At 36.7% G+C, this 23,481-nt stretch carries 19 protein-coding genes; 18 read left to right on the forward strand and 1 reads right to left on the reverse strand.

Going from position 1 to position 23,481, the window contains the following annotated elements; genetic code table 11:
* Window positions 1-45 precede the first annotated feature (45 nt).
* Both garR and F7732_RS19865 read left to right on the forward strand, forming a co-directional pair.
* Window positions 46-945, forward strand: coding sequence for a 2-hydroxy-3-oxopropionate reductase (gene garR, locus F7732_RS19860; protein WP_151575801.1), 900 nt, complete (start codon window positions 46-48; stop codon window positions 943-945).
* Between the two features lies 1 nt (window position 946).
* Window positions 947-2,377 (forward strand): four-carbon acid sugar kinase family protein, encoded by a 1,431-nt coding sequence (locus F7732_RS19865; protein ID WP_151575802.1) that lies wholly within the window; start codon window positions 947-949, stop codon window positions 2,375-2,377.
* Window positions 2,378-2,438: 61 nt separating this feature from the next.
* Here the strand turns inward: F7732_RS19865 and F7732_RS19870 are convergent, their stop codons facing one another.
* The gene (locus F7732_RS19870) at window positions 2,439-3,224 is read right to left on the reverse strand and encodes a sulfite exporter TauE/SafE family protein (protein WP_151575803.1); all 786 of its coding nucleotides are present in this window, start codon (window positions 3,222-3,224) and stop codon (window positions 2,439-2,441) included.
* A gap of 195 nt (window positions 3,225-3,419) precedes the next feature.
* Here F7732_RS19870 and F7732_RS19875 point away from each other — a divergent pair, with 195 nt between their 5' ends.
* The 16 genes from F7732_RS19875 to F7732_RS19950 all read left to right on the forward strand — a co-directional run bounded on the left by F7732_RS19875 (window position 3,420) and on the right by F7732_RS19950 (window position 23,472).
* Window positions 3,420-4,331 (forward strand): LysR family transcriptional regulator, encoded by a 912-nt coding sequence (locus F7732_RS19875; RefSeq protein WP_151575804.1) that lies wholly within the window; start codon window positions 3,420-3,422, stop codon window positions 4,329-4,331.
* A gap of 637 nt (window positions 4,332-4,968) precedes the next feature.
* Window positions 4,969-7,617, forward strand: a complete 2,649-nt coding sequence (locus F7732_RS19880) for a beta-glucosidase H (protein WP_151575805.1) — start codon at window positions 4,969-4,971, stop codon at window positions 7,615-7,617.
* Window positions 7,618-7,778: 161 nt separating this feature from the next.
* Window positions 7,779-9,161 (forward strand): glycoside hydrolase family 30 protein, encoded by a 1,383-nt coding sequence (locus F7732_RS19885; protein ID WP_151575806.1) that lies wholly within the window; start codon window positions 7,779-7,781, stop codon window positions 9,159-9,161.
* 485 nt (window positions 9,162-9,646) lie between these two features.
* Window positions 9,647-10,327 carry an ABC transporter ATP-binding protein gene (locus tag F7732_RS19890; protein WP_240056699.1) on the forward strand — a complete coding sequence of 227 codons (681 nt, stop codon included), beginning with the start codon at window positions 9,647-9,649 and terminating at the stop codon, window positions 10,325-10,327.
* Between the two features lie 14 nt (window positions 10,328-10,341).
* Window positions 10,342-11,085, forward strand: coding sequence for an ABC transporter permease (locus F7732_RS19895; protein WP_066450540.1), 744 nt, complete (start codon window positions 10,342-10,344; stop codon window positions 11,083-11,085).
* A 58-nt stretch (window positions 11,086-11,143) separates the two neighbouring features.
* Window positions 11,144-13,792, forward strand: a complete 2,649-nt coding sequence (locus F7732_RS19900; protein WP_161598914.1) for a lantibiotic dehydratase — start codon at window positions 11,144-11,146, stop codon at window positions 13,790-13,792.
* Window positions 13,792-14,973, forward strand: a complete 1,182-nt coding sequence (locus tag F7732_RS19905) for a hypothetical protein (protein ID WP_151575809.1) — start codon at window positions 13,792-13,794, stop codon at window positions 14,971-14,973. The genes F7732_RS19900 and F7732_RS19905 overlap by 1 nt, the downstream gene beginning before the upstream one ends.
* A 13-nt stretch (window positions 14,974-14,986) precedes the next feature.
* A complete protein-coding gene (locus F7732_RS19910) occupies window positions 14,987-16,486 on the forward strand; it encodes a hypothetical protein (RefSeq protein ID WP_151575810.1) in 1,500 nt (499 codons plus the stop codon).
* Between the two features lie 2 nt (window positions 16,487-16,488).
* Window positions 16,489-18,441: a TOMM precursor leader peptide-binding protein gene (locus F7732_RS19915; RefSeq protein WP_151575811.1), complete on the forward strand. Its 1,953-nt coding sequence runs from the start codon at window positions 16,489-16,491 to the stop codon at window positions 18,439-18,441.
* A gap of 12 nt (window positions 18,442-18,453) precedes the next feature.
* Window positions 18,454-19,377 (forward strand): thiopeptide-type bacteriocin biosynthesis protein, encoded by a 924-nt coding sequence (locus F7732_RS19920; RefSeq protein ID WP_151575812.1) that lies wholly within the window; start codon window positions 18,454-18,456, stop codon window positions 19,375-19,377.
* On the forward strand, window positions 19,355-20,185 hold the full coding sequence (locus F7732_RS19925) for a SagB/ThcOx family dehydrogenase (RefSeq protein ID WP_151575813.1): 831 nt from the start codon (window positions 19,355-19,357) through the stop codon (window positions 20,183-20,185). Before F7732_RS19920 ends, F7732_RS19925 begins: the two co-directional genes overlap by 23 nt.
* Before the next feature lie 17 nt (window positions 20,186-20,202).
* Complete coding sequence (locus tag F7732_RS19930; RefSeq protein ID WP_151575814.1) at window positions 20,203-21,153, forward strand: hypothetical protein; 951 nt, start codon at window positions 20,203-20,205, stop codon at window positions 21,151-21,153.
* Window positions 21,154-21,167: 14 nt separating this feature from the next.
* Window positions 21,168-21,323 (forward strand): thiazolylpeptide-type bacteriocin, encoded by a 156-nt coding sequence (locus F7732_RS19935; protein WP_151575815.1) that lies wholly within the window; start codon window positions 21,168-21,170, stop codon window positions 21,321-21,323.
* 34 nt (window positions 21,324-21,357) lie between these two features.
* Entirely contained in the window at window positions 21,358-21,513 is a 156-nt protein-coding gene (locus tag F7732_RS19940; RefSeq protein WP_151575816.1) for a thiazolylpeptide-type bacteriocin, read from the forward strand.
* A 43-nt stretch (window positions 21,514-21,556) separates the two neighbouring features.
* Entirely contained in the window at window positions 21,557-21,712 is a 156-nt protein-coding gene (locus tag F7732_RS19945) for a thiazolylpeptide-type bacteriocin (RefSeq protein WP_151575817.1), read from the forward strand.
* Window positions 21,713-22,017: 305 nt separating this feature from the next.
* The gene (locus F7732_RS19950; protein WP_151575818.1) at window positions 22,018-23,472 is read left to right on the forward strand and encodes a hypothetical protein; all 1,455 of its coding nucleotides are present in this window, start codon (window positions 22,018-22,020) and stop codon (window positions 23,470-23,472) included.
* Window positions 23,473-23,481 lie beyond the last annotated feature (9 nt).

Genomic DNA, 23,481 nt, shown 5'->3' on the forward strand with positions numbered 1-23,481 from the left:
ACCTTTTGAATACTCTTTAATGAACTAGAAACGGAGATGACTAGAATGGCAAATAAAGTTGGATTTATCGGATTAGGAATTATGGGATTGCCTATGGTGCGGAACCTTTTGAAAAACGGAAACACTGTAACGGTTTTTGATATAAACAAAGCAGCGGTAGATACTTTAGCGGCAGAAGGAGCCGAGCCAGCTGCTTCAGGCAAAGAAGTAGGAGCGGCAAGTGATGTTGTGATTACAATGCTGCCAAAAGGAGAACATGTTCGCCAAGCGGTATTCGGAGAAAACGGAGTAATGGAAGGGACAAGTGAAGGAGCGATTATCATTGATATGAGCTCTGTCTCTCCTGTCGAGTCAAAAGAAATGGCAGAAATGGCTGCAAAAGGTGGAGTACGATTCCTTGATGCACCAGTTAGTGGCGGCGAGCCGAAAGCAATTGATGGAACACTTTCCATTATGGTTGGCGGAGACGAAGAAGCCTTTGAATCTGTGAAAAATGTACTTCTTGCAATGGGTACAGATATCGTACGTGTAGGAGATTCAGGCTGCGGAACAACTGCGAAGCTGGCGAATCAAATTATCGTAAACCTAAATATTGCAGCCGTATCTGAAGCGCTGATTTTAGCAGCAAAAGCCGGCATTGATCTTGAAAAGATGTACCAGGCAATCCGCGGAGGACTTGCTGGAAGTACGGTTATGGATGCAAAAATCCCAATGATTTTAGAACGTAATTTTAAAGCGGGCGGCCGTGTAGATATCAACATGAAAGACTTAACAAATGTAATGAATACAGCTCATGAACTGGCTGTTCCGCTCCCTCTTTCCAGCCAGCTGCTTGAAATTTTCCATAGTTTAAAAGCGGATGGGAAAGAAGCACTAGACCATGCAAGTATTGTTCAGCATTATGAAAAGCTTGCGAACATCGAAGTTTCTAAAGAGGTGAAATAACATGGACACAGTAAAGGCTTCAGCATTACTATCGAATCTTAAAGAACTTAATCGAACTGACATCCAGGCACGCTTAGAAGCTGAACAAACGAATTTCAAGCACAAAGTTGTTGTACTGGACGATGATCCAACGGGCGTGCAAACAGTGCATGGAATCTCAGTTTATACAGATTGGACGAAAGAAAGCATTGTAAAAGGCTTTCGAGAAGAAAATCGTATGTTTTTCCTGCTGACTAATTCTCGTGGATTCACATCGAAGGAAACGAAGATCGCCCACGAAGAGATTGCCCAGCGTGTTCAGGAAGTTTCCGAAGAAGAAGGTATTCCTTTTATCCTTATTAGCCGTGGCGATTCAACGTTACGCGGACACTATCCATTAGAAACAGAAACGCTGAAAACAACGATTGAGCAGCAATCAAGCACTGTATTTGATGGCGAAATTATTATGCCATTTTTCAAAGAAGGCGGCCGCTTAACCATTAATAACATCCATTATGTCCAATACGGAGATGATCTTGTTCCGGCTGGAGAAACAGAGTTTGCTAAAGACCGGACATTCGGCTTTCAGTCCTCGCATTTAGGTGAGTGGATTGAAGAAAAAACAGAAGGTGCGTATACAAAAGAAAACACCATCTACATCAGCCTTGATGATCTTCGCTCAGGCAATAGTGATGCTGTAAAACAGCAATTAATGAGTGCTGCAAACTTCCAAAAGATAGTCGTGAATGCTGTTGACTATGTGGATGCTGAAGTGTTTGTCACTGCGTTATTACAAGCATTAAAAGAAGGAAAAACATTCTTATGCCGCAGTGCTGCTGCTCTCACGAAAGTCATAGGCGGAGTATCAGATAAGCCATTATTATCGAGAGATGAGCTAATCACAGAAGATACAAACCATGGCGGCTTAATTGCAGTAGGATCACATGTACAAAAGACAACAGAACAGCTGAACGAACTATTGGCAAGCGGACTAGTAACACCAGTTGAATTTGATGTACATCTTGTCCTTGAGCCAGAAAAATTTGAAGCAGAAATTAAACGGGTTCGTACGACATGTGAAGATCTAATTAAACAAGGAAAATCAGTTGTGTATTACACACGCAGAGAACGACTTGATTTGGGCGAAAACAAGAAAGAAGAAGAACTGCAGCTTTCTGTTAAAATATCCGATGCGGTAACAAGTATTGTGCGTGACTTAGAAGTCCGTCCGAACTACATCGTTGCAAAAGGTGGAATTACGTCATCAAGCATTGGCACGGTTGGGCTTTCTGTAAAACGAGCGGAGGTTGCCGGCCAAATTAAAAAAGGAATTCCTGTATGGAAAACAGGCGCAGAAAGTAAATTCCCAGGCGTTGCTTATATCGTTTTCCCAGGGAATGTGGGAACAAAAGATACATTAAAAGAAGCTGTTGAAGTATTAGAAGGAAAGTAACGTATTATAAGTTAAATGAAAGAGAGGCTTCTCAATTGAGAAGCCTCTCTTTATTCCCATCCTACAAAAATGCAACCTTCACAATATTATACAAGTTAATGAATATAATAATAAGAATGGCAATGTTAAATATCTTTTCTACCTGGCTATTTGTGATTTTGGTAACAATGCTGGATCCGATCCAACCGCCTAATATACCACCTGGTATCATCACATAAAGCATGGATAGATCGTAGTCTCCAAAGCCGCCTGAAAAAGCAATTAGCAATAAAGCTGACAGTTGTGAAAAGAAAATGATAAAAATAGAATTAACACCGGCATTCTTTGTGCTCATTGAAAATAGAAGGCATAAGATGGCTACATTTAATGGTCCTCCGCCAATTCCCAGAAAGGCTGAGAGAAAGCCGAGAGTACCTCCAACAAGAAAGATGATAAACCCATTCTTCAGCAGATAGGATTTTAAGCTGTGCTTCTTTTTAAAATAAATAAGAATCAGCGTAAGTAATATGGCTAATAAAGAAGATTGAATAATTGCCGTAATGGTTGGAACGTTTAGAGAGATAGCAATCGTGTTAAAAATAGCTTTACCTGCAAGTCCTCCTAAAATGGATCCTGCGGCGAGGATCGAACTTGTTCCTTTATCAATTTTTACTTCCTTATTTCTCAATTTAATCAATGACACAGCAGCCATTGATAATACGGTAGCGGCTGATAATACACCTATCGTTGGCAGGTCAAAGTCACCGAATAGGTCAAGCACAGGCTTGATAATCACTCCGCCCCCAAGTCCAGCAACAGCACCAAATACGGTAGCAATAAGACCAATAGCAAAATATAAAATAAACATACCCTTCAGCCCCTAGCTTTTCTTATGTCAGGAAAACTTTCCTTGATTAAGGATAACAAACATCCTTTACTTTAAAAAATTCCATTATAGAATGAGGTATAACGAGAAGTTATACATAAGTTAACTGCCCAGTAAAGTGGGATAGAGCTGATATATAATAAAACAATAAAATGGAATCGTTTGGGAGGATCAGATTTGAACATTGATAATTTAAAAATGTTCTGTGCAGTGGTGGAAGAAGGAAGTATCACACAAGCTGCTAAGAAGGGTTATGTTTCACAGCCTGCTGTGACGAAACAAATCCGCCAGCTTGAAAACGTATATGGTGCGGCTTTATTTGATCGGTCAGAAAATAAGTTAATTCTTACTGAAGCTGGAAAAGTATTATATCCGTATGCAAAAGAAATGGTCTTACATTATCAGAAATCGAAGGATGCCATCCAATACTTGCTGGAAGAGCAGGATATTAAGCTTAATGTTGGCGCCAGCTTAACAATAGGAGAGTATATCCTGCCTGAATTGCTGAAGCGATATTTGAACAGTCATGAGAATATTAAGTTTCATTTGGCTTTGAGCAACACACCTGATATCTTAGCGAAGCTTAAAATGAATGAGATTGATGTGGCATTAGTGGAAGGCATGCTGGAAAAGGATAAAGAAGATCAGGAACTGCTGACTGAAAAGTTTTCAGAAGATGATTTAGTGTTAGTCACCTCGTACGACCATCGCTGGAAAGATCGAACTGAAATCAATTTAGAAGAATTAACTGAGGAAAAGATGATTTGGCGTGAAGCAATATCAGGCACTAGGGGGTTAGTGGAGCATTATCTTCATGAACGGGGAGTTTTAGTCAATATCCAGGCTTCCATTGAATTAGGCAGTTTGCAAGCGATTAAAAGCTCGGTTGAAGCAGGGCTCGGGATCAGCATATTGCCAAAATTAACGATTGCAAAAGAATTAAAATACAGCTTATTGAGAGAAGTGAAGATTAAAAATTTTTACCTTAAACGAGATTTATATGTAGTAAGGAAAAAGACACGTTTCAGCCAAGCGGGATTGGATCCGTTTGTTGACTATATTAAAAAAAGTTCGGATATTCCGAAATGATGAATGTTCCATTAGCTTTCTACAAGAGGCGTTCTATCAGTTGAAACAGCTGATCGGATAGCCTCTATTTTTGTATTGATTGGCAATGTCCATCATCATTCTTTCTCCTGCGAAACTCTGCCATTTTATATCATTGATAAAAATTAATATCCCCCTTTTATTTTACTATTCTTCAAATAATGTCCAATTTATATTTCTAACGTTTTTCAATAACATGCAGATATCCCTATCAGGTATGCCATTTATATGAACATCATTACAAATAAAAAACAAATTTATCATAGCTTCTAACAAAAGTCCGGGTATGTAAGCAGGCTACAAGGATACAGGGGTAATTTGAATGAATTTTCATAAATAATGAAGCCGATTACACCTAAGTGTAAGCGTTTGTTAACTCAATAACTAACTGGACTCTAGGTAATTAGAATGCAATAGTGCTGCACTTTGAGAGAGGATTGACGTGTATTGGGGCTGCCGTTAGATTGAAGAATGTAAAAAGATAACTGAAAGGTGGGCGGCATAATAGTACCGAATTTGTTGAGGTTTCAGATTAAGAATTTTATAGAACCTTAATTTTAAACCATCACTACATAAAACATAGGCGGAAGAGCAAAATGAGAAAATAGGGGAGGGCAACATGAAGAAAAAGCCAAAGATGAAATTTAAACTAATCATGCTGACATTAATCTTAAGTTTGATGGTTACGCCATTCTCCGCTTTAGCTGCTGAAACAAGTCAGCCGTGGATGAACAAATCTTTATCAGCGAAAGAACGTGCGAATTTACTTTTAGAGAAGATGACATTAGAAGAGAAAGTGAGTTTTGTGACAGGAAACCTTAATAACTTTTATGGATTTTATAATGAAGGATTAGAGCGTTTAGGGATCCCTGCTTTAACAATGGCGGATGGACCAGCTGGTGTCCGTATTGCGAATCCAGATATTCAGGATAAAAAATCAACGGCTTTGCCTGCACCAATCGCTTTAGCTGCAACTTGGGATGAGAAAGCAGCAAAAACCTACGGAGAACTTATAGGAAATGAGGCATTTAATACCACACATAATGTTGTGTTAGGCCCTGGTTTAGATATTGCCCGTTTTCCTTGGGGAGAGCGTAACTTTGAATCACTGGGTGAGGATCAGCTGCTTCAATCTAAATTGGCTGTACCTTATGTTAATGGAATACAAAGTTATCCTGTTATGGCGACAGCGAAACATTTTTTGCTTAATAACCAAGAAACAGAACGATTTACAATCAACTCGGTTGCAAGTGAACGAGCGATCCAGGAAGTATATGCCCGTCCATTTGCAGATGTTATTCAAAAGGCCGATCTAAGCTCAGTAATGTGTTCATTTAATGAAGTAAACGGTACAAGTGCTTGTGAGAATGAGACATTACTATCTGATATTCTAAAAAAACAAATCGGCTTTGAAGGTTTTGTCATGAGTGATTATGGTGCTAACTATACGACTGCTGAATCAGCAAACGCAGGTTTGGACCTAGAGACACCGGGTGCTCCCAATGGACACTGGGAAGAAAAGCTACTTAAGGCAGTTAAAGAAGGACAAGTGTCAGAAAAACAAATTGATGACATGGTTTCCCGGGTACTGACAGAGATGTTTAGCAAAGGATTATTTGATCAGCCAGTTCAAAACAATCTAATTCCAGCTGAAGAGCATGGAGAGGTTGCACGAGAAATCGCTGAACAAAGTATGGTACTTATGAAAAATGAAAAGAATGCATTGCCGCTAGACAAAGATGCATTGGATTCCATAGCTGTTATTGGACCAGATGCAGATAATGCTTCAGCGGCAGGGGGCGGAAGTTCGTTAGTGATTCCAACCTATACAGTTAGCCCGCTGGAAGGCATTAAAAACTACGCAGGCGAAGATACAAAAGTAACGTATGCTCCGGGCAGTGATCCAATTAGTGCTGGAGATATATTACCAGGACCTTCTGCAGTTCCTTCATCTCTTTTAAGTCCTGGAGGAAATGGGAAGGAATCAGGTTTAAAAGGTGAATACTGGACAAATCTTCATTTTGAAGGTGAACCGTATCTTACACGCACAGACAATCAAGTGAATTTTAATTTAGGTTTTTACAATTATGATGGACTTAATGCTCAATCACCTAAACTTCCAAAAACACCAGGTGAGTTTAATCGTGAGATGTCAGCACGCTGGACAGGCGCTATTGCTGCACCAGAAACTGGAGAGTATGTCCTGTCCCTGTCCAGTCTAGGTACTGGAAAACTATACCTTGATGGTAAGCTTTTAATCGATAATGAAAGTAAAAAACTAGTTACAGATCAGAAAACTGTTTCCCTGGAGAAAGGTGAAAAACACCAAGTTCGAATTGAGTACAGCACAGGTGAAGCAGGAGATGCACAAGATTTTGGCGCAATGATCCGCTTTGGATGGGAGCCGCCTAAAGATGCCATAGATCAAAAAATGCAAGAAGCTGTGAATTTGGCAAAGAAATCAGACGTAGCAGTTGTCGTTACACATACGTACGATAGTGAAGGTTATGTAGATAACAATAGTCTTGATTTGCCGAATAACCAAGCGCAGCTGATTGAAAAAGTTTCGGAAGCAAATCCGAATACAATTGTTGTACAAATGAGCGGAAGAGCTGTTCAAATGGATTGGCAGGATGATGTGCCGGCCATTGTTCAAGCTTGGTTTGCCGGACAAGAACAAGGGAATGCCATCGCTAATGTGTTATTTGGCGAGGTCAACCCATCAGGGAAGCTTCCGATCACATTCCCTGTAGATGAACTAAATACACCAGTTTCTGATGAAATTCAATTCCCTGGGGTAGAGGGGATTTCTGAATACTCTGAGGGAGTATTCACTGGCTATAAAGGATATGAAAAAGAAGGAATCAAACCTGCTTTTGCCTTTGGTCATGGTCTATCCTATACAACGTTTGACTATAAAAACGTAAAGGCTAAGGCAAAGACAAAAGGCAAGAATAAAGATACTGAAATTACGGTCGACCTGAATGTCCGCAATACTGGAGACGTAACTGGTTCAGAAGTTGTTCAGGTTTATGCAGGAAAATTACCAGCGAAGGTAGATACACCTGCCAAACAGCTAGCAGGATTTAAGAAAGTTGAACTAAAACCAGGTAAGCAGCAAAGAGTGAAAATTACTCTAGATGCAAAAGCATTCTCATATTGGGATGAAAAATCTGATCAATGGGTTATGCCATCTGGAAAGGTGCCTATTTATGTAGGAAGCTCTTCTGAGGATATTCGATTAGTTGGCAGTGTTCACATTCGATAAGTTCATTAAGTAGAAGCTGGGGTGTTTATGCACCCCGGTTTTTTCAATTAATTAGGAGTCAGTTGAATGAAGTGAAGCTTTAAGGAGGGGATCATATCTATTGGAATAAGTCTTTTTTATTAGCAGGCATAATTGCAATTATAGGAGTATTTATTATCTTCATGAATCCTTCAAAAAATCGAACCGTTGAATTATGGTTAACAACAGCCGACCAGAAAAATCTATTAACCTATCAAGAACCAATCCCTTTAGAAGAGGATCTTGCTCGAGATCTCCCTATCATTCAAGTCGATCCAAATGTAAGGTTTCAAACAATGGAGGGATTTGGAGCTGCAATTACAGGATCTGCAGCCTACCTAATGAACAATAAATTGAGCTCTGATCAGAGAGAGTCACTGCTTAAAGACTTATTTACAGAAGAAGGCATCCATATGAGTTTTATCCGACATACAATTGGAGCTTCTGATTTCTCTGTTAATCAAGACGGCAGCCCGGAAAGTTATACTTATAATGATATTGAAACTGACCATGACTATAATTTAGATCACTTTACAATAGAGAAAGATGAAGATGTTATAACCCTATTGCAGGATATAGTGTCTAAGAATGAACAGATAAAGATATTTGGCACTCCATGGACAGCACCTGCTTGGATGAAGACTGAGAAGACTTTAAATGGCTGGTACTTAGATTACGAAAATAAGAAAGTTTATCAATCTTATGCCGATTATTTTGTGAAATATATTAAAGCCTATCAGGATAAAGGAATTCCGATTGAGGCTATAAGCATTCAAAATGAACCTGAATTTACTTCAGATTCATATCCGAGCATGAGCATGAACGCTGAGGAACAGGCGATGTTTATCAGGGAATATCTTGGTCCAGCATTTTTACAGAATAATATTTCGACGAAAATTTTGGGGTTTGATCACAATTGGAGTGAAGGGCTGGATTATGCAAGTCAATTATTTCATGATGAGGAAACAAGAAAATTTACAGATGGAACAGCTTTTCACTGTTATGAAGGAAATCCTTCTAGCATGTCCGATGTCCATGCTGCCTACCCCGACAAAAACATTTATCTTACGGAATGCAGCGGAGGGGAATGGAGTACAGATTTTGGAAGCAACTTAAGCTGGTATATGACATATCTGCTGATTGGCGGACCTCGAAATTGGGCAAGTACAGTGATGCTGTGGAATACAGCACTTGATGTGAATGGCGGACCGGCGAATGGTGGCTGCACCAATTGCAGAGGTGCTGTAACCATCGATCAGAACAGCGGCAAGGTAAGCAAAAATGTTGAGTATTATGCAATTGGACATGCAAGTAAGTTTGTTGAGCCAGGTGCAATAAGGATCGGGTCGACAAGCTGCAAAGGAGAACTTGAATCAGTTGCTTTTCAGAATCCTGACGATTCTATTATATTAATCATGTTCAACTCTGGAAAAGAAGATCAATCATTTCAAGTAAACCTTAATAGTGAGTATTTTTCTTACACATTGCAGCCAAATAGCGCTGTTACATTTAAATGGGATTCTTAAATAGGATTATTCAACTATTATTTAGGTATAGTAATATGGCCGATAGGAAATCGATCTTTTCAGAATAATATATTTGTATTTATAACAGAAAGTTACAAAGACCTTTTATCAATTTTTAAGGCTATTAAAAAGTCTTTCTTTATCCTTAGATATGATCTGTGCTCGCCACACCTTTAAATTTCTTTAACAATGTAATGAACTTTTAACATTTGAAATACAATCAAATCTATAACTTTTCTTTGATGAAAATTTAGTATTACAGAAATGCAGACTTTCTATAACGGCCCTATTTAGCTGTAAACTTTAGTCATATTTTAATATATATTTTCTTTAAAATGATCTCTTAATCGATTGTGAATTAGGAAAAAATGGTTAATTTGGCCTATTAATACCAATAGATCATACTGTTATATTGGTAATGAAAAAGTCAAAAATGTAAGAAATATTGAAAAATTGAAAAAATAAGGGAGGCGAAATCCATTTTGATGTTAGAAATTCAAGATATTAAAAAACGTTTCGGTAAAAAAGAGGTTCTTAAGGGTGTTTCTTTTCAAGTTGAGAAGGGTGACTTCCTCGCGATTATTGGAAAGAATGGAGCGGGCAAAACGACTCTAGTTAATATTATTTGCAAACTTCTTAAGCAAGACAGCGGGACAATATCTTATAGCTTTCACGAAGGGCAATTATACAATAAAATTGGTGTTCAAACACAAAGTGGAGACTTTGATGACCGTTTAAAGGTTCAGGATATGTGTGAATTATGGAGAAAAATACATAAAGTTGAAAAAGAGCAAGTAGATCAGCTGCTGGAAAAGTTCGATTTGGCAGAAGTGAAAAAGCAATATATTAAAACATTGTCGGGAGGACAAAAGCAGAAATTAAATATTCTTCTAAGCCTAATCAATGACCCAGAGCTTTTAATATTAGATGAGCTGACAACCTCATTAGATGCAATTAGCAGACATGAGATGAGGAAATATTTAAAAATGCTTAACAGCCAAGGGAAAACAATTATTATGGTGAGTCACTATATGGATGAGGTAGAGGAATTATGCAATAAGGTTGTGCTGATGCGTGACGGGATTGTGGAGAGCACCTCTACGCCAAATGAGCTTGTGGGGAACAGCTATAGTAATTTACAAGAATATTTCGTGAAAAGTGTATAAAAGAGGAGGAAAATATGAATACAGTAAATGCCTTGTTTGAATTAGAAGTAAAGAAGCTATTAAGAACATGGATAATATTAGGGTTTGGAGTAATTGCGCCTATCTTTTTCTTAGTTATGCAAACAGAGATAAGCAATAATACTTTAGAACTTTATGGGATGGAAGTTGCTGCTATAGATTTCACGTTTCCCATGTTTGCGTTCCTGAGTATTGTGGTTCTGGCAATAGGAAATGTTGGAATTGGTTTTTCCTATATGAGAAGTATTTACTTTTTTAGAAGGTTGCGATTAGCCTCAGTGAAAAGCATACAGTTCATTACGGCTAATTTTTTTGTGCAATTTCTCTGTGCATTATTTACATTAATCGTATTAATTACCGTTGCAGCAACTAGATACTCACTCACACTTGAAGGCAAAAACCTTTTAAGTTTTGGATTAATTCTCGTCTTATCTTTTATGATGTGCTATTTTATTGGCGTATTTATCGGGAACCTGACAACAGACCCAAAAACGAGCCAAACTCTGTCAATGGCTGTATACTTTGTGATCATCTTCTTAGGCGGTGTTACTTACCCTGTCGAGCTAATGCCTGATTTTATGCAAAGCATCGCAAATATTTTGCCAACAACACATGCTGTAAAAGTGCTTCAAATCTCGTGGAATGGCGGCGATATTTGGGAAGAGATTCATCTAATCTATATTATGGTGACGACAGCTATATTCGCATTACTGTCTGTCAAATTCTTTAAGTATGACTAAAACGATCAGAAAAGAGACTGTTGATTTGTTTCAGCCTTCCTTTCATGGAGCTGAACAAATGAGATTTGACAAACTGCCAGTGTTTTTAGTTAGAAAGAATAATATTCCGATTCGCTATATACAGAAATTTAGCTCCCCAGAATTATACCGCAAGATTCAAATCCACCAGGAATCTCAGAATAAATTAAAAGGTTATATTGATCACTTTATTAAGAATATTGAAGTTGTAATAAAGGAAGTTCACGATAATCAAGAGCGTAAAAAGCTAATTAATTTAAAAAGGGATATCTACAATTTAAGACCTCGTTTTATTAATAACATTCATAAAAATAAAGAAGTTCTTTTACAAACCAGCCTATATGATCAAGCAGAAGCTATACAGCAAGAATATGAGTTCTGCCATTCTTTACTTGAAGAAATAAGAGAGTATTTCGAGGACAAGAAACAAGCAGAACGCTCTGCGCTATATGAGGCATTTTCCAAAGAATACACATTAATGAACACACTTAAATTTATTCAGCCGACCATCATGGAAAAAGCAAGAAGCTACTTTGATCTGCCGGTTGAAAAACATGGCGTAAAACAAAGAAAACTCGATTATACCCTTATAAAACTATTAACACGCGCCACTCTGAAAACCAGCCCTTTTAGTACCCTCACAAAAGTTGGTTTAGGTGAGTTCAGTGATCGTTCACCCATGTATAAAGAAATTTCAGAAGGACGGCAGTATACGGTAACCAATTTAAATATTACCTATATGCTGCGCTTATTTGAAAGAGTGCTCTTAAGGCCAAGTGTCATAAAGAAATTATCATTTCGTTTTAATGAGACCTTAACGGTATTGGAGAATCATTTTTATTGGACCACATTGGCTGATTATCCGCAAAAAAGGAAGAAAATATATCGAACAGCAGATACCTTAATTAAGATTAAATATAATCCTTTAATGGGTTCTATTCATGAAAGATTGAAAAATCAGGAAATAGTTTCGTATGGAGAGCTGGAAAGTGTCTTTGCTGAATTAGGGATTAATAAACAGCAAACTCTGCAATATATTACGAAACTAGCAAGCAATGATTTTATACAGCCTGCAAGAATGTTAAAGGAACAAAGCAATCACGTTTTAGCTGACTTTCTAAAACAGATAGTTGAGTTAGAAGTCATAGAGGAAGATGAAACACTGTTTAAAGTGTATCAGGCGCTATCCCAAATAAAAAATGAATTAGAGACGTTTGACCAGTTAGATGTAAAACAAAGCTACATCAGCTACCAGAAAGTAAATCAGTTATTTAAAGACATTTCAGCAGAATTGCAAATGCCGCCGCTGGATGAAAAATTACTGATCTATCAGGACTTTTTATCTGAGGAAAAACAGTACTTAAATCAGGAAGAGTGGGCAGAACGGGATCACCAATTAGTAACCTTTCAGCATCTTACTGTCCTATTCGATGCTGTCTTAAGACTGCAGTATATATTGGGCAAATGTGTTTTTGAAAAATATGGTGATATGCGGGTTTCTCTCAAAAGCAATGGGCAGGAGGATGTCATTGAGGAACTGCTAAATGCCATATTAGAGCATGCCGGAGAAATATGGGGCAGCCAATTTACTGAGACTGTTCCTAGTTCTGACATTGAAGAAATCAATGAACTGGATCATGCAAAAAATCGTTTTATTCAATATTTAAAAAAGCATGCAATAGAAGAGGATCAGGAAGGTATTAATATTTCGAATGGATTTATTCAAGAATTACTGGAAGGCATCTCTGCGGATTTAAGTGACTATGTACAGTCCAATAGCTTTTTTATCCAGGAAGAAGGCCAAAAAGGACAAATTGTCATTAATAATATGTATGGCGGCTATCTTTCATACTTTTTAAGATTCTTTTATAACATGGAGGGAATTTTAGATTTTCCTCAAGTATCTCAATATGTTAAAAAGAATGTTCATTCCAGGAATATAATCGACATTTATAAATCTTATGGCTTTAATGCAAATGTTAGGCCAAAAATCACCGAATATAGCATTGATGTGCCAAATAGCAGGGTTTCTGACGTGGAAGGATTTGCAGGCATTTTCAGCTGGAAAGACCTTGAGATTCAATACAACCAGAAAACAAAGAAAGTGGATATTTTTGCAAAAGGGCAGCAAGTCAATATTTTATTCCTGGGTTCATTAATGACTAGGCTCATTCCGTCTATAAGTGCGATGCTGCATGCTTTTTCTGCAAATGGAGTTTTGTTTAGGGATGTTGGATCAATTCTATTAGATGATTTTCTGATAAATACTGATGGAAGTTTTACAGTTAAGACTTTTCCGAGAATTACCCTCGAAGAAAGCACGGTTTTAAGCAGAAAAAGCTGGCTTGTAAATACAAATGTAATAGTAAACCACTCCGATGATGATATGGAAAACTATCTCAATTTTATTAAATTAATTGACCATTATCAAATTCCTCATAGAGTATTTCTGCGCAAAAAGATCGGACAAGCTGATGAATCAGGTGAGAACGAAGAAAATGCCGATGGAGCATTTGAAAAACCGCAATATATTGATTTTACTAGTCCGCTGTTATGGAATTTATTTAAAAAGGAAATTGAAGGGTCACCCTATTTTCTGTTAACGGAAGTATTTCCGGATTTTAAAGACAAAGAGAATGAATTTGTTGAAGAATATTTAGTTGAATATACATCAAAAGGAGTTAATTGATGAAAGAAAAAGAATTTCAGCTATTTAGAATCTATATTTATGAATCGCCCAATTTAAGGAAGTTTTTTTATGAGTTACTGGAAATTCTTCATAATGAAAATACCCTGTTAAATCAATGCATCCTGTTAAAAAGCTGGGTTCACGGACCTCACTTTCAGCTTTATTATCAGGTTCCAATTGAAGAACATCCAGAACGTGTGAATAGCAGAATGGAAGAGTTAATACGAAAAAAACTTTCAAGCTATGAAGATACATACACAGACGAGCATTATGAGAAATATGGGCATATTTCAGAACGTCTGGCAATAGCAGAACGATACAGCGGTGAGTATCTGCCATTGAAGAAAAATCATACAATTGAACAAAGTACAAGTGATTTATCTCATATTCATTCTGTTTATGCACTTGATCTATATAAACAAATTGAAATAATGAAAACAGCATTCTTTATTTCAAACTACAGTGAACTATCAAAGTTTAATAATGAGCAGAGAGAATTGCTGTGTTTTAAGTTTATGATCATAGCTGCAGATCAATATGAAATTTCATTTGGAGATGAAACATATAAAGGAACAAAGTACGGATATTTATCCTTTAAGTCACATTATGAAGGCTTCTTAGTTCAGCTTCAAAATGTGGATGCAGTTAAAAAAGACGCTATTTTGCAAAAGATAAATGATCGATCAGCCATAATGGATCAGTTTATAACTGAAGAGTTTTCTTCTTTTGTAAAGAATGTTGAATCAGGATTACCAGATGATAATCTTGAAGATTTCCATGTTTTGAATGGTTGGAAAGAAATGGTAAATGAACTGAAGGAGAGAATTAAAATCGCTTTAGATTCTAACGAGGTGAAGTTAGAGGATTATCATGATATCGCATCATTTTTAAATAGTTCTAAGGAGATAAGTCAATTTCATGATGAATTTGTAAAAGATGATGCATTTAGATCTTTCTCTCAGTCAAAAGGATTTTTAACATATCGGCTGCTCGTTAACTTTTTGTATCAAGTGTTTCCATTTTTGAATATATCACCATTACAAAAAAATAAGCTCTGTAAGCTTATAAGTGAGAATGCACAAAATCATTATGATTTCTCATGGCAGGACTTAAAGAAACTTAGAGGCGATTCATACGAAGGTGATGATATTTACCAAAATATCGGAAGTGGGAAAGGGTAGGAGGCGAGAGATAATGACTCAGCTTATTAAGGGGGATATTTGGTTAACAGGTCATAGTGACAAAATAGATATTAAAACAAAAAACAAAAGATTTCAGATAAGTGATGCAAAAGCCGTCACTGCTTTAAATAAGGTGTTTCCAGATATGAATAAGATGATACTTTCACGAAGGGATATCGCTAATCTGGAGCATGATCAAATAAATCTTATCATGAATAAGTTTCTAAGTGCTAAGGGAACAGACTCGCCGAAGCAGCCTGCTGATTATGAATATATCAATATATTGGAACAGGCATCAGATCATGAGAATGCGTTAGAGGCTATCCATAAAACGGATGGAGCCAGCCTTCTAATAGTGGTGCTGCCAATAGAAAGTGTTCCATATATCTTTATTGGAATGAAACAATCAATTATAAGTTTTATTTTGAGTAAAGATTTGCAGATAAGAAGCGGTAATATTCAGCTGATCCATTCTATGAATTTAAAAAACTCCATACACTATTGTTTATTAGGGCATATTGATCAATCGAAATTGCATGTATTTACTGTGAGTGATGATGATTCTCATCGATTTACTCCGGTAAATATAGTAGATGATCTTGTCAGTGTGGACGAAATGGAGAATCAAGAAGAACTGCTTCATTTTAAAGAGAACAAATTTTTACATGAACCTATAAAAGGATTAAAGAATTTTATAAAGCAAACTCCCTATCTTTTCGGGGACTTTGGATATGGTGATTTAAAGCAGGTGCCGTTTAATATTGCACAATTTACATACATAAAGGAGCACAAAGAAGTCTCTCATTTATACAGTGATACTCATCCTCTCCATGCATTGTTCCATGTATTTAAAGAGGGGATGAGCAAAATGTTAAGTGAAGCTGAACCTGACGGCGATCATTGTCATTGGCTATGCTGCTCCAATGCAGAAGAGTTATATAGGAAGGGAGTTATTCCTTTAATCTTTCATTATTATGAAAATCACTTCCCGGCTCAAATAGAGAGTGTTCATACTAAGTTAAATGAACAGGAACTGGATTCAGAAATATTAAATATGATTCTTAATGTTCATAAAAATCATGCTGCGGCACAGGATGATGTTCAAATCGTACTGGAACATTTACAAGGTACAAATTTTTATTGTATACAGATTGCTGTAAATGGGTATGTTCTGCTGACCGATTATGATGTGAACATAAATAGGTTATTGAATAACGGTATACAGCAATATTATGCAAAACATATTCAGAACAAAATGAGCATCAAGGAAGATAATCAGAGACTCCATTTTAAGCACGGTGCCATTATAAAAAATACTGTGGCCGAATTCATCGTTCCTGATCATTCCGAGGATGTAGGAACAGAGACAGAAAATTTCCTGAGGACGAACAACTTAACGATTCATCTATCACCTTGGAAATATAACCATTATCTTGAAGAAGCAAATCTTAAATGTTTGAAAATAAAGCTGGGGAGCTTTCAAAATGCTAGTGGGGAAGCGGGAGGTGAATAGAAGTGCAGCTTTTTATATTAGACCGGGAGTCTGTACTGCAAAACGAGTTTCTCTATCAGTATAGAATGCTAAACGATCTTCATGTTGTGAAAGATGTAAAGGATGTTAATCCCAATAGTATTTTGATCGGGCTATATGACTTTTTTGACTATGATTTTGAAAAAGAAGCTGTAAAGTACTGTCAGGAGCATGAGATTAGCTACCTTCGGGCAAATTTATTATTTGAAACAGCAACAATTGGTCCTTTTTATACCGAAAATAGCAGCTGTATCGATTGTTTGTATGAACGCTTGTCTGTAAACCAGCCAGAAGAGTTAATGGTTTTATATCGCAATTATAACTATAGTGCAGATTTTCTTGGTGAAAAGCATTTAATCTGGAGAAAGGAATTCATCACCTTTGTATGTCAGGAACTGATCTCTTGGCTGCAAATTTTTCTCCAGAACCCAAAAGAGATCATAAATAAAATCGTTGTCATTAATGATGACAAGAAAAGTATTCAAGAGCATCAAATAAATAAAAATGAATATTGTGATTCATGTTTTCATCTGCCAGACGATTCCGAGGAACTTGGAGCCATTCACTTAAAAAGCCGTTTAAAGCCTTCGAAAGATAAATATCGATTACGGGAAGATTTTGATCCAAAGGTATTTAAGAAAAGAATGGTCGATTTAAAAACAGGTAAAACGATGCATAGTTACTTTGAAGTAGAGTCTAAATATGTTCCGATGGTGGGAACTGAAAATTATATTGAACAAGGTGCAAATGAAGGAGCATTTGGGCGGACCTTTGATTTTCAAAGCTCAGAGTTATCCGCCTATTTAGAGGCATTAGAGCGATATTCAAATGTAGTAAACCGAAAGTCCTTCAGTCGAATTTATGCTTCTTATAATGAAGTAAAGGAATATGCTATAAATCCTCATGAACTTACATTGCATGATGATGTGTTAAAAAATGAATACTTCAGGCTACACGATTATTCTGAGGATTTAAAGTTCCACTGGGTATGGGGATACTCATTTAAGAAAAAGAAGTCTGTTCTGATGCCAGAGCAAATGGTGTTTTATAAGGATGAATTAGTAAGAGATAAACCGAAGCGTTTTGTGTATGAAACATCGAATGGGTGTGCCTTAGGATCAACGATTGAAGAGGCGGTCCTTTACGGGTTGTTTGAAGTAATTGAGAGAGATAATTTTCTAGTTTCCTGGTATAACCGATTAGATCTTACTGAAATAGACATTAGCGGGTTAGATGAAGACTTTCAAATTTTACATGGACTTATAGAAGCAGATGGCTATAGAGTGAGATTTTATGATACGACGATGGAGCTGGGCATTCCTTCTGTGTGGGCTTTTATGGTAAATGAAAATGAAGATGCAGTTGTTAAGACGTATTCAGCTGCAGGGTGTCATTTTAATCCCGAAAAAGCTCTAATGAGTGCATTTATTGAAGTCGTTTCGTCAGTGCCTGTGTACAATAAAGTGTTTGGGGAAGAGCATTTGGTTGAAAGGAAGAATATGATCTTTTCGGATGGAGATAAAGCGACTGAATTTCAGGATCATGTATTGCTCTATTCACACCCTAAAGCACTGGAGCGGCTTGATTTTTTATTGAATAGTACACAAAAGAAAACATTAAATGAACTATATCCAGAATGGTATACAACAGATCATTTTAAACATGCTGATTTAACAGCTGATTTAAATGAGCTGATAGATCGTTTATTGGAGCAATATGATGATGTATATGCAGTTGATATTTCGGGTGATTTTATCAAATCATTTGATCTTCGATGTGTAAAAGTATTTGTTCCCGGCATGTTAACGATGACATTTGGACATCAGTATCGCCGTTTGAACATGGAGCGAATCATCCAAGGTCCTATTATGGCAGGACGGGTACATCAGCCTATTGATGAGAGAGATGTTAATCCATTTCCGCATCCATTCCCTTAAAAGGAGGATTGTATGAATAACAAATGGGTTTCCTTGCATATTTTTGACCATGATATGAGAAATTATGATCCTTTCATTCTATCACTATATGAAAAAATGACCGATTATAAAAATTCCAGACTGGTACAGAAATGGTTTTTTATCCGATATTGGGAAGGCGGACCACATCTCCGCCTCCGATTTATAACGGAACAGCAAGATTTGCTGATTGAACAAATTGAAAATCATGTGAAGTTATACTGGGCAAACACACCAGATGAAAAGCCTTTGACTAAAGCAAACTACTATCAAAACCATCAATTTGACGGAGAAGCTATTTCGATGGAAGAACTGCCCTGGTATGATCATCGGAGTGTGCAGAAAATCCCATACCTGCCGGAAATTTCTCGATATGGCGGAAAAGAAGTTATGAGCCATTCTGAGACAATATTTATGCATTCAAGCGAGTTGATTTGTTCCTTATTAAAGTTATTAAAGCCAGATCCTGCAAAAAAGTTTATTGCAGGACTTGCGATTACAAGGATCTTAATAGAAGAGCTGCTGGAGTTCGAGGATATGGAGGATAATAAACAATTTACGATTTTCTATAAGAAATACTGGGAGTCCTTTGCAGCTGGTAATGAAACAAATGACGTGATGAAACTATTCACTGCAAATGAGAATAGTATATCCAAATTTTATGCTGCACTAAATAATAATGGCACTGTAAAAACATATATTCAGCGAATGAAAAAAGAACTGGCACAAGTAAGGGAAGCTATAGATGATGAGTTATATATTCATAGAATTGCTGCTTCTCATTTACATATGACAAATAACCGCTTTGGGATTTCACCTTTTATTGAATACTGTATCAGTGATTATTTGAGTCAGCATTACAGCAGTGACCAGTCTGGGATAGGAGGGGCTGTCCTTGAAAACCCTGCGGGAATATAAAAATAAAATACATTACTCTTTCTTTGACTCTGAACTTTTTCAGCAGATGGAGCAGCAAAGTAAAATCATCCATGATCTCTGGGAAGAACAAAGACCAAACCACCACTATGATTTTCCGTCACATCGATTACTAACGGAATCAGCTGACATAATTGAAATACCCCTGCTGAAAAAAGAGAGTGTAGAAGAAAAGGCTAGAGTTTTCTTCGATCGGCGTACACATTCACTAGCTGAATTTGACTGCCAATGGTCGAAGGATGAAGTATTCAAATGGATGAACCTCTCTTTTGGTGTATCGGGAGAAAAAGAAATTCCCTATCTGAATAAAAATGGAGAGCCAGCACATAAAACATTAAAGCTTAGAACATATCCATCAGGCGGTTCGATGCTGCCGATTGAGCTATACCTATATTTAAAGGATATTGAGGGATTAGAAGAGGGCTTGTATAAATATCATGGCGACGATCACTTAATACAGCGATTGAAAGGGAAATCAGCACTGGAGCAGCTTGAAGAGCTCTCTCCCATAACAAATTTAGAACTGGAATATCCTTTTTCATTCAAGAGCACCAAAATATTAACTTTCATGGTGGCCAATTATCAATGGGTATTTGCAAAGTATGGGCTCTTAAGTAAACGGCTGGCGACTATTGAGGCTGGGCATATTGGACAAAACATTCAATTAGCTGCGACGATTTTACAGAAAAAATCCTTGCCTATGTGCGGATTTTATGAAGATAAGGTAGAAGAGTTTTTAGAAATTGATCATCGTGAGTGCAGGTGTATTTATATGGTCGCTTTAGGATAGAAAGAGGAGGGGTTCATTTGGCTGCAGCACAATCAGCAGATAATCTTATTTCCATTAATCATAGAATTGATCCATATTATGAATTGCAGCTAAAGGACGAACATTTACTCATCATTAATAAAAGCTCTAAGCTACCGAAGTATAAAATACCTGTACATAATTGGCTGGATGAAGAGTTCTCTATCATTCAAAAATGGTCCAGCGGTTCAGTCGTTGAGCATCAGCTGAAGGAGATTGAATTAACAGGCAAGCAGTCCAATCTATTGACCCTGATCAGACATTTAAAGGGGAAAATCTTTATTGAAATTAAAAGCTATAAGGTTAGAAATTGGCTTTATCATGGGTTATCCCAATATCAAGACATGATCAGCCCTCGAGAAATTTATCATTTATATCAGAATTTAGTAAAAAAAGCAGAGGGAGGTCATTTTCATTTTATCCTTTCACGAGAATATAAAGATCTTCCATTTACAAGCAGATTGATAGATATTAGCAGCTTCTCAAAACTGAATGAGGATGTATTCCATCATGAAATAAGAGGCCGATGGGTGATTGTGATAACTAGCCAAGCCCTAAGCTATTTTCAGCAGCAGCAGATATATAGGCTGGGTGAAAGTAATCCATTTATTCTTGTTTTTACCTTAGATGTAAAAAAACAAAGAATGTTAATGGGGCCAAGACTAAATCAAAAAATTCATGGGTGCCTCCATTGTATTGATTCTATCAATGAAAAAATGATCGAACATTGTGCAAGTTTAAGTGCAGCGGAGGATGATTTAATAGAATATTTTTCTAAAACAATAGAGAATGAGTTGCTGGGTCTAATGATCGATGAATCCTATCAATACAATAGCGGTTTCTCAAGTATTATAGGAAAGCAATTTATTATTGATTTACAGCAACATTATGTTGCATACAAGCAGATTAGAAGAAATATAGCTTGTCCTGTTTGTATGAATATGGCTTGAAGGGAGGTGAAAAAATGAATAACGATATGAATTTAGATTTGGATTTTGAAGTAATTGAGCTTGATGATGTTACAGCTCTTCCAGAAACAGCTGCATCAAGCGGGAGCTCCGGAGACAATGTGTACTCAACATGCGGCTCCAGTTCTTGCTGCTCTTCTTGCTGTACTTGATGAAGGTATTCGGACAATTAAGGAGGTGAAAAAAATGAAGGTGGATGTGAACTTAGACTTAGATTTTGAAGTAATTGAACTTGATGATGTAACTGCCCTTCCAGAAACAGCTGCATCAAGCGGAAGTTCAGGAGACAATGTATACTCAACATGCGGCTCCAGCTCTTGCTGCTCTTCTTGCTGTACGTAATGAGGGAATTGAATGATCACATCAATATTAGGAGGTGAAAAAGATGAAAAACGAAATGAATTTAGATTTGGATTTTGAAGTGATCGAACTTGATGATGTAACTGCCCTTCCAGAAACAGCTGCATCAAGCGGAAGTTCAGGAGACAATGTTTATTCAACATGCGGCTCCAGCTCTTGCTGCTCTTCTTGCTGTACTTGATGATTTGACTGATCAATGGACACTGGGAATGTTCATTGATCAGTCTCCTCTTTCTGAGAGTATCAATTACTGCTTATTGATGTAACTGCCCTTCCAGAAGCAGCTGCTTCGTATTACGCTATTCACATTATATGCAAAGCGGATTCCGATCATACATCATAATTAGGTCATCATACTCTCATAAAAGTAATCTTATCATAAATTTGAAAAAACAAAAATCTAATGAATTTATATGCAAGCTATAAGAGAGTGTGTCTAAAAATATTGTTATCTTTTTTATTTACTTATTATGAAGGAGTTAAACCATGGGGAAATACTTGGTAAATATTAATCAAGAGGCCAGCGGATTATTTGACATTAAATTGACATACGAAGAACCCCTTCTTTTAAGTAAGGAAGAAAGGAAAATAAAACTTCAATCGTATCAGCAGCTGATCGCATTCCTTAACAAAGACGTATTTAGTGAATACATCTTTTTTAAAAACAAAACAAATGGAAGAATAATCGATAGGATGTTACAGCTTACAAAAGAGAGAAGTTCCTCTTTAGGAAATATTCATGTCATTGAGCAAGCAGTTGAGCCAGTTAATGAAAGTCTGCTTATAAACTCTCTGTTAAATGGCTTCAAAACCTTTATTACAGGTATGTATCCGCCGCATTTTCGTTATACAAAATTAAAGCATCTTTTCTTAGAAACAGCAGATATAATAACGCATCACGAGACACAGCAGCGCTTATTGCACTCTAGTAATATTAACTCTTCAATCATTTTCCGCGCTGAAGAACCAATCCATCATCCTGATTGGTTTGGTATTGCACAATTGCATATTCAAGAGATTGATGATGGTTTCTCTGTCAAAATACATACTCAAACCCAAATATATAACCAGAATTTTACCGTCCTTGGCTTTAACGAATATTTCAGCAGCCAAACAAAACTTAACCATACCGGCGAGCCAATATTTTTAACGATGGATACAAACGAAGACTTTGAGATGTTTTCGAGTCTATTGAATGATTTCTATAATGGCGGATTTATGTCAGTAAAAGAAATACTGCCGCATATAAAAGATGAATGCATGTGGGCACAAAAATCGATGTGCACCTTAAAAACAGGGACGAGGATGGCGTTAGGAGACGAAGAGAGGGTTTTAAATTCACCCGTTTGTTATACCGTTCAGCCTGATCAAATCATTCATCAATCATTTAATGATTTATTTGAAGAGCGTTATTCAAAAGCCTTTATTTTATCTAATTGCAGTAGCTGCCCCGTGGCACATCATTGCCCAAGCTGTGTCAAAATGACGGCTGAAACAGAACTAAAGGAAAAATACTGTCAGATTCGCCAGCAGCAAGCCTTTGTTCCAGATTACATAAAAATCAGAAATATACTTAAAAGTTTTGTGAATAGCAGAGTAGATCAATTAGCAGAATCAGATGTGATTCAATTTTCCACAAAAGAAAAGATATTATTTTACCAAGCTGATCATATTCAAGACCAGTCTGTTAGTTATCAAAATTTTTTTCTGTTTTTAATAAAAGATGAAGTTTATGTATTTATTAATCACTCTATGAAATTTTATAAAATAAATACCCTGCTTGCTGTTATACTTGAAGGATTTTTATTTGAAGAGAGCAGGGAAGATATTCAAGCATTTATGATGAAAACGTACAGTTTAAATGGGAACTCGTTTGAAAAGCTTTTATACATGGCTAATCAATTTGGTGAAAAAGCTGGAATTAGCATAGAAGTTAAATGAGCGGAGGAG

The sequence above is a fragment of the Bacillus mesophilum genome, from assembly GCF_008923265.1.
Lineage (GTDB): Bacteria > Bacillota > Bacilli > Bacillales > Cytobacillaceae > Cytobacillus > Cytobacillus mesophilum.